General features: G+C 73.7%; 8 protein-coding genes. 1 reads left to right on the forward strand and 7 read right to left on the reverse strand.

Annotated elements, in window-relative coordinates:
* Window positions 1-43: 43 nt before the first annotated feature.
* The 7 genes from ABZ656_RS37415 to fabD all read right to left on the reverse strand — a co-directional run bounded on the left by ABZ656_RS37415 (window position 44) and on the right by fabD (window position 6,535).
* Entirely contained in the window at window positions 44-1,330 is a 1,287-nt protein-coding gene (locus ABZ656_RS37415) for a beta-ketoacyl-[acyl-carrier-protein] synthase family protein (protein ID WP_360274186.1), read from the reverse strand.
* The gene (locus tag ABZ656_RS37420) at window positions 1,327-1,902 is read right to left on the reverse strand and encodes a hypothetical protein (protein WP_360274189.1); all 576 of its coding nucleotides are present in this window, start codon (window positions 1,900-1,902) and stop codon (window positions 1,327-1,329) included. The genes ABZ656_RS37415 and ABZ656_RS37420 overlap by 4 nt, the downstream gene beginning before the upstream one ends.
* Entirely contained in the window at window positions 1,899-3,176 is a 1,278-nt protein-coding gene (locus tag ABZ656_RS37425; protein WP_101403456.1) for a beta-ketoacyl-[acyl-carrier-protein] synthase family protein, read from the reverse strand. The genes ABZ656_RS37420 and ABZ656_RS37425 overlap by 4 nt, the downstream gene beginning before the upstream one ends.
* On the reverse strand, window positions 3,173-3,625 hold the full coding sequence (locus ABZ656_RS37430; protein ID WP_075032274.1) for a 3-hydroxylacyl-ACP dehydratase: 453 nt from the start codon (window positions 3,623-3,625) through the stop codon (window positions 3,173-3,175). Before ABZ656_RS37430 ends, ABZ656_RS37425 begins: the two co-directional genes overlap by 4 nt.
* Before the next feature lie 33 nt (window positions 3,626-3,658).
* Window positions 3,659-4,426: a glucose 1-dehydrogenase gene (locus ABZ656_RS37435; RefSeq protein ID WP_075032275.1), complete on the reverse strand. Its 768-nt coding sequence runs from the start codon at window positions 4,424-4,426 to the stop codon at window positions 3,659-3,661.
* Window positions 4,427-4,885: 459 nt separating this feature from the next.
* Entirely contained in the window at window positions 4,886-5,308 is a 423-nt protein-coding gene (locus ABZ656_RS37440; protein ID WP_355318761.1) for an acyl carrier protein, read from the reverse strand.
* A 258-nt stretch (window positions 5,309-5,566) separates the two neighbouring features.
* Window positions 5,567-6,535, reverse strand: coding sequence for an ACP S-malonyltransferase (gene fabD / locus ABZ656_RS37445; RefSeq protein WP_360274194.1), 969 nt, complete (start codon window positions 6,533-6,535; stop codon window positions 5,567-5,569).
* Between the two features lie 271 nt (window positions 6,536-6,806).
* Between fabD and ABZ656_RS37450 the strand changes: the two genes are divergently transcribed.
* A partial coding sequence (locus ABZ656_RS37450) for a helix-turn-helix domain-containing protein (RefSeq protein WP_360274197.1) occupies window positions 6,807-7,395 on the forward strand: 589 nt, incomplete at its 3' end.

Consider the following 7,395-nt stretch of genomic DNA (forward strand, 5'->3'; position numbering starts at 1 on the left):
GCCGCACTCCTTTCGGATATGGCGGGTGTTGCGGGTGTGTCGCTCATGAGGTCCGTCCCAGGGCGAGGGCGACGGCCTGGCCCTCCAGGCCGCGGGCCAGGGCCAGGGCGCTGTCGGGCCGGGTGTGGCGGGGGGTGAGGGGGACGTAGTCGAGGTCGCACTCGGCGGCGGGGTGGTGGAGGTTGAGGGTGGCGGGCACGGTGCCGCTGTCCAGGGCGAGGGCGGCGACGGCCGCGTTCAGTGCGCCGGCGCCCCCGACGAGGTGTCCGGTCTGCGGTTTGACGCTGCTGATCTGGGCGGACTTGGCGGCCGTGCCGAGGGCGTCGTGCAGGGCGACGGTCTCGCTGGCGTCGCCCTGCAGGGTGGCGCAGCCGTGCGCGGCGATGTAGCTGCCGTCGGGGAAGGGCCGTGCGGCATCGGCGAGGGCGCGGCCGATGGCGCGGGCCCGGCCGCGGGCGCGGGGCTGGGGGCTGGGCGGGCGGACGCAGTCGTTGCCGGCGCCGAAGCCGGTGATCTCGGCGTAGCAGCGGGCGCCGCGGGCCAGGGCGTGTTCGCGTTCCTCCAGGACGAGGAGGGCGGCGCCCTCGCCGAAGACCGAGCCGGAGCGGTCGCGGTCGAAGGGCCGGAAGGCCTCGGTGCCCAGGTCGGTGCGGGTGCTCAGGACGCCCAGGCCGTCCATCTTGGACATCGCCCACCAGCCGGTGGCGTCGTCGTAGCCGCCCGCGAGCACGATGTCGGCCTCGCCGCGGCGTACGGTGCGCATGCCCCGGCCGATCGCCATCGCGCCGGAGTCGGCGGTGCCGGCGAAGTAGGCGTTGGCGCCGCGGATGCCGTACTTCTCGGAGATGTGGAAGGCGGCAGCGGGCTGCAGTCCCTCGACGAAGAACAGCGGGGCGATCACCGAGGAGGCGCTCTGCCCGAGCTGGTGCAGGTCGGGGGTGCCGTCGTCGGCGCGGACGGCCTGCAGCTGGGCGATGAGCTCGTCCATGCGGGGCATTTCCTTGTTGCTGCCCAGGAACAGGCCCGCGCGCTGTCCCAGGTCGCTCCCGTCGTCCAGGCCCGCATCTTGCAGGGCGAGGGTGGCGCCGGCCAGGGCGAGCTGGTCGCCGCGGCACAGCATGCGCAGGGTGCGCCGCGAGGCCCACTGGGCGGGGGTGAAGGAGGGGATCTCGGCGCCGATGCCGGTGCGCAGCGGGGCGGGGTCGTAGGCACGCAGCGGTCCGATGCCGCAGCGGCCCTCCAGCAGGCTGTGCCAGGTCTCGGCGGCGCTCTGGCCGATCGCGGTCATCAGGCCGATGCCGGTGACCATCACGCGGCGCTGCTCGCTCATGCTGTGCCCTCCCGGGTCGTCTCGTCGCTGACCAGGGCCAGGACGCGGGCGGTGGCGACCACCCGGCCGCCGGCCCGGGCGGTGGCCCGGCACTCGGTGCGGTGCGGGCCGTGAGCGCTCACCTCGACGGTGAGGTGGACCTGGTCGCCGGGGCCGACGAAGTGCTTGAAGCGCACGCCGCGCACGGCGGCCAGGCGCCAGGTGCCGGGTCCCGCGGCGGTGCGGGCGAGCGCGGCCATGCTCTCCAGCAGCAGCACGCCGGGCAGGACGGGGTGGCGCGGGAAGTGGTCGGTGAAGCAGGTCAAGGTGGCGGGCACGTTGCGCACGGCCGCCGCCCGCTCGCCGACGACGGCCTCCAGCAGCCGGTCGAACCCGCCCGGCCCGCCGCCGGGCACGGCGGCGGCCGTGAATCCCTCGCCGGAGAGGGCGGTGGCCGTAAAACCCGCGCCGGAGAGGGGGCCGGTCGTGACGGGGGCGGGTCCCGCGGCGGGGACGGGGGCGGGTCCCGCGGCGGGGACGGGGGCGGGTCCCGCAGCGGGGGTGGGTCCCGCGGTGGGGACGGTGGTGGTCATGTGTCCTCCCGCGGGGCGCCGACGACGAGGCTGGTGTTGCTGCCGCCGAACGCGAACGCGTTGATCAGGGCCGCCGTCACCGGCATCGGGCGGGCGGTGTGCGGCACGTAGTCGAGGTCCAGGCCGCGGTCGGGCCGGTCGAGGTTGACGGTGGGCGGGACCAGGGAGTGGCGGATCGCGCCGAGCGCGGCCAGCACGCCCAGGCCCAGGCTGGCGGAGGTGAGGTGGCCGGCCATCGACTTGGGGGCGCTGACCACCAGACGGCGGGCGTCGTCGGCGAAGACCTTCTTGATGGCGACCGTCTCGGACTGGTCGTTGCCGTGGGTGCTGGTGCCGTGCGCGACGACGTAGTCGATGCCGGCGGTGCCCAGCCCGGATTCGCCGATCGCCGCCTCCATGGCCTGGACGGCGCCGGAGCCGTCCGGCGGGGAGTCGGTGATGCGCCAGGCGTTGAGGGTGGAGCCGTAGCCGAGGACCTCGCCCAGAACGGGCGCGCCGCGCTCGCGGGCGGCGTCGAGGTCTTCGAGGACGACGGCGACGGCGCCCTCGCCGATCACGAAGCCGGAGCGGTCGGCGTCGAAGGGCCGCGAGGCGTGCTCGGGATCGTCGTTGTGACGGTCGGTCAGCGCGCCCAGCAGGCTGAAGCCGAGCAGGTCGAGCCAGGTGGTCAGGGAGTCGTAGCCGCCGGCGACCATCAGGCGGGCGTCGCCCTCCTGGATGGCGCGGTAGGCCTCCCCGATGGCGTGCCCGGAGCCGGAGCAGGCGGTGGAGATCCCGATCATCGGCCCGGTCGCGGACATCATCCGGGCCATCGCGCTGAGCGGCACGTTCTGGTCGTCGGTGAGGGTGACGGCCGGAGGGTGGCACAAGAACGCGTCCGCGCGGCCGGTGGTGGCGCGCAGGTGGCCGACGTCCAGGAGGGCCTGCAGTTCGGGGCGGCCGACGCTCGCGCCCATCGCCACCCCGCGCTCGCCGGGGTCGTACACCTCCTCCCCCAGGTCCTCGGCCCGCGCGGAGCGCAGCGCCTCCCAGGCGGCCGCGACACCGAACAGGCCTACCCGGGAGAGGTGTTTGCGCCCGATGCGGGCCGGGATCGCCGCGGCCGGGTCGAAGTCCTTGACCTGGGCGGCGATCCGCACCGGGAAGCCGGCCGCGTCGAAGGTGGTCAGCGGCCCGACGCCGCTGCGGCCGGCGGCCAGGCCCTGCCAGGTGGTGCCGGCGTCGTTGCCCAGCGGGGTGACGGCGCCGACGCCGGTGATGGCTACTCGGGTCATCCGACCGGCCCCCCGCCCTGCAGTTGGTGCGCCATGCGCCGGGTGGCGGCCGGGTCGTCGAGGCGTTCGGCGTCGATGAGCGCGCACAGGATGCCGCTCGCCTCGAGGACGTTCTCGCCGTCCACGGTGACGGTGCCGTCCAGCAGGGCGGCCTCCTCGGTCATCGACTCGACGGTGGCGTGCATGCGCAGCACCTCGCCGGGGCGCACCGGGCGGTGCGCGGTGGCCTCGCCGACCGCCAGCAGCGCGGCGCGCAGCCGGTGGTCGGTGGAGAGCATGATCAGCCAGGTGGCGGACTGGCACAGGGCCTCCAGGGCCAGCCCGAAGGGCAGCGCGGGTCCGTCGCCGGTGTCCTGCCAGTAGGTCTCCTCGGCGGAGGTGACCTTGCGCGCGGTGATGTGCTCGCGGGGCGCGCAGGTCTCGATCCGGTCGATCAGATGGAATCGCATCGTCGTCTCTTCTTCCGTTGCCTCGCGCGTCCGTTACGGGCGGCCGATGCCGAGCTGGGCGGAGAACCCGCCGTCCACGCAGAGCAGTTCGCCGGTGGTGTAGCCGGAGTCGGGGCCGGCCAGGAACACCGCGGCCGCGGCGACCTGGTCGGCGGTGGCGAACCGGCGCAGCGGGATCTGCCGTTTGATGCTCTTGCCGCCGTCGCGCTGCAGTACGCCGTCCACGAGTTCGGTCGGGGTGAACCCGGCCAGGACCGCGTTGACCCGTATGCCGAAGCGGGCGAGTTCGACGGCGGCGCAGCGGGTGAAGGAGTTCAGCGCGCCCTTGGAGGCCGAGTAGTTGGCCTGGCCGATCCAGCCGCGTTCGCCCATCGCGGAGGAGATGTTGACGATGGTGGCGTCGCCGCGGGCCATGAACTGTTCCAGGACGGCGTGGGTGCAGTGCCAGGCGCCGCCGAAGTTGGTCTTCATGACGTTCAGCCAGGCGTCCGGCGGCGCGTCGTAGATGAGGCCGTCGTCGCTGGTGCCCGCGTTGTTGACGAGGATGTCGAGGGGGCCCAGGAGGCGGGTGGCCTCCTGTACCAGGCGGGCGGCCTGCTGCGGGTCGGCGACGTCGGCGCCGACGGCCGCGGCCCGGCCGCCCGCCGTCTCGATCTCCTTGACGACCGCGGCGGCGTCCTCCTGGCGGGAGCGGTAGTTGACGGCGACGGCCGCCCCCTGCTCGGCCAGGGCCAGGGCGATGGCCCGGCCGATGCCGCGTGAGGCACCGGTGACCAGGGCGGTGCGGTCCTTCAGCTTCATCTGGATTCCTCCGTGGACACCCCGGCCGTCAGGCTGGGGAGGAAACGGACTCCTGCGGAGCAGGGCAGGGGAAGACGATTCGCCGCCGGGGCGGATCGTCGTTCACCGGCAACTGCCCGCGGATGTAGTGGCGTTGCCAGGCCCGGCCGGTGATAACCAAGCTGGCCGGGCCTACCGCCGGGCTGGCGGGATGTCAGGTCTGTGGAGCCGGCGTAAGACTGCTGGGCGTACCAGCGTCCCCCGCCGTTGATTCGGGGCAGCTGCTGTCTGAGAAGCAGAAAGCTCAACCCGCGAGGGAAGAATCCCCCTGCTTCAGCTGAGGGAGATGTCAACTGTCTCTTCCCGTTTCTGCTACGAGGGGCGGTGGCCGGCCGGGGCCCGCGCGGGCGCCAGGGGCGGCGGGGGTGCGGGACGCCGTTGGCCCGCACCGCCACCGGCCCCGGGGGAAGGGGCCCGGGTTCAGGCGGCGTGCTGGGCCACAGCCCGCTCGGTCAGCAGGTCGGTGAGGTTCTGCACGGTGAACAGGCCCAGCACGCCCTCGGCGGTCAGCGGCTCGCTGAGCTGGCTGCGGTCGAACTGCGGCAGGACCTTCTCCAGGTGGGTGAGGCCGGTGTCGTTGACGACCTCGTTCTCGTCGCCGAACTCCTCGTCGGGGATGCCGCCCTGGAGCAGGGCGGCGATGTCGGCCACGGTGATCTTCACCTTGGTGGCGCGCTCGATACGGAAGAGGATGTCGAGCAGGTCGATCGACTCGGCACCCAGCTGCCCGAGCAGGGTCGCCTCGGGCACGGCCTCGGCCTCGTCGATGCCCAGGGCGTCGGCGATGGCGGCCTGGACCGCGGAGAAGTAGTCGGTCGAGGTGGGGGTCAGGGTTTCGGACACCGTTGGCTGCCTTTCGGATGGGTCGTTCCGCCGGTACCGGCCCGGGGGCCCGCACCGGACGGACGGGAGAGGAAAAAGGAAGAGCAGAGAAGAGAAGGGGAGAGAAGGGGAGAGAAGGGGAGAGAAGGGGAGAGGGGGGCGGAGGCAGAGGCGGGAAGGGACGGGACTGGACGGGCGGGGCGGGGGCGCGGAGGGGGCTGGGACCGGGGCCGGCGGGAGTGGGCGGTGGGGCGGGCGGGGGCCGGGCCGCGCGCCGGGTCAGGCGGCGGCGCCAGGGGCGGGCTCCTGCCCGAGCTCGCGCAGCAGTGCGGAGATCCGGCGCGCGTCGTGGGTGCTGCGCACCACGGAGTGGACGCCGGTGCGGTTGGCGAAACCGCTGAGCACCCGGCCGGGACCGACCTCCAGGCAGCCGCCCACGGGGTGCGCGGCCGCGGCGTCCAGTACGTCCACCCACCGCACCGGCCCGGCCAGCTGACGGCGCAGCAGATCGCGGGCGTGTGCGCCGTCGCGCACCAGGGTGCCGGTCACCGAGCTGATCACGGGCAGCCGGGGCGCGCTGAAGCGCACGCGCTCCAGTTCGGCGGCGAACTCGTCCTCGATCGCCCGCATCAGGGAGCAGTGGAAGGGTGCCGAGACCTTCAGCGCCACCGCCCGTTCGGCGCCCGCGGCCAGCGCCCGGCGGGCGGCCTCCTCGACCGCGGGGCGCTGCCCGGAGATCACGCTCTGGCCCGGCTCGTTGTAGTTGGCGATCTCCACCACGCCCAGGGGGGCGCAGTCCGCGCAGATCTCCTCGATCCGGGCGGCGGCAAGGCCCAGTACGGCCGTCATCGCGCCGCCGACCCGGCGGGAGACGCCCGCCATCAGCTCGCCCCGGCGGCGCACCAGCCGCAGCGCCTGATCGGCCTCCAGGACCCCGGCGGCCACCAGCGCGGGGTACTCCCCCAGGCTGTGCCCGGCCACCACGGCGGGTACGAAACCCGCCTGGTCGCGCAGGATCTGAAGGACCGCGAGGCTGGTGGCGACGATGGCGGGCTGGGCGATCTCGGTCGGGGCCAGCTCCTCCTCCGGCGCGGTGCTGCACAGCGCGGTCAGCGGCAGGCCGGTCGCGTCCTCTGCGCGGGCCAGGACGCGTCCGGCGGTGCGGGGGTGTTCGCGCAGCAGATACCCGGCCATGCCCGCGCGCTGCGAGCCCTGCCCGGGAAACATCGTGAAGAGATTGTCGATCATCCCCGTTCCTGCCTCACTGAGTTGTCGGAAGAACCGTCGGAAGAACTGCCGGAAGTGCGGGTGGAAGACCTGGAAGAGCGGTCCGGGAGAGCGGGTGGAAGAACTGTTGGAAGAACTGCTGGAAGAGCGGTTCGCAGAGCCGGAGAAAGGTCATCGAGCCGTCGGAGAGCGGTGCTCGATTCTGTGAATCTGCCACGGGGTTCTGGCGCATTCCTTGAATGCGTCTGGACCGGCACTACGGCGCCCGGCAATCAGCCACTAACTTGCTGGCATGGTGAGGATGAGTGCAGACGAGCGGCGCCGGAGCGTCATCCGCGCGGCCGTGAGCGAATTCGCCCGGGGCGGGTACGACGGCACGTCCACCGAGGCCATCGCCCGGCGTGCGGGGGTGTCGCAGCCGTATCTCTTCCGGCTCTTCGCGGGCAAGCGGGCGCTCTTCCTCGCGGCGGCGCGGTGCTGCCTGGCCGACACCGCCCGGCTGTTCACCGAGGCCACCGAGGGCCTGGCGGGCGAGGAGGCGCTGCGCGCCATGGCCAACGCCTACACTCGCGTCATCGTCAAGGAGCCGGAGCGGCTGCTGATGCAGATGCAGGTGTACGTCGCGGTGGCGGCGGGCGAGGCGGACGGTGACGCGGCGTTCGGGGAGGCGGTCCGGGCCGAGTGGCGGCGGCTGTGGGACACCGTCCACCGGCCGCTGGGCGCGGACACGGGCCAGACCACCACGTTCATGGCCTACGGGATGCTGGTCAACGTCCTGGTGTGCCTGGGGTTTCCGCCCGGGGACCCGCTCTGGGACGGGCTGTATCCGGCGGCGCGGGCGGGCCCGGCCGCCGGCACGATGTGCCCCACCAGGCGGGTGG

It is taken from the genome of Streptomyces sp. NPDC007095 (genome assembly GCF_040634475.1).
Taxonomy (GTDB): domain Bacteria; phylum Actinomycetota; class Actinomycetes; order Streptomycetales; family Streptomycetaceae; genus Streptomyces.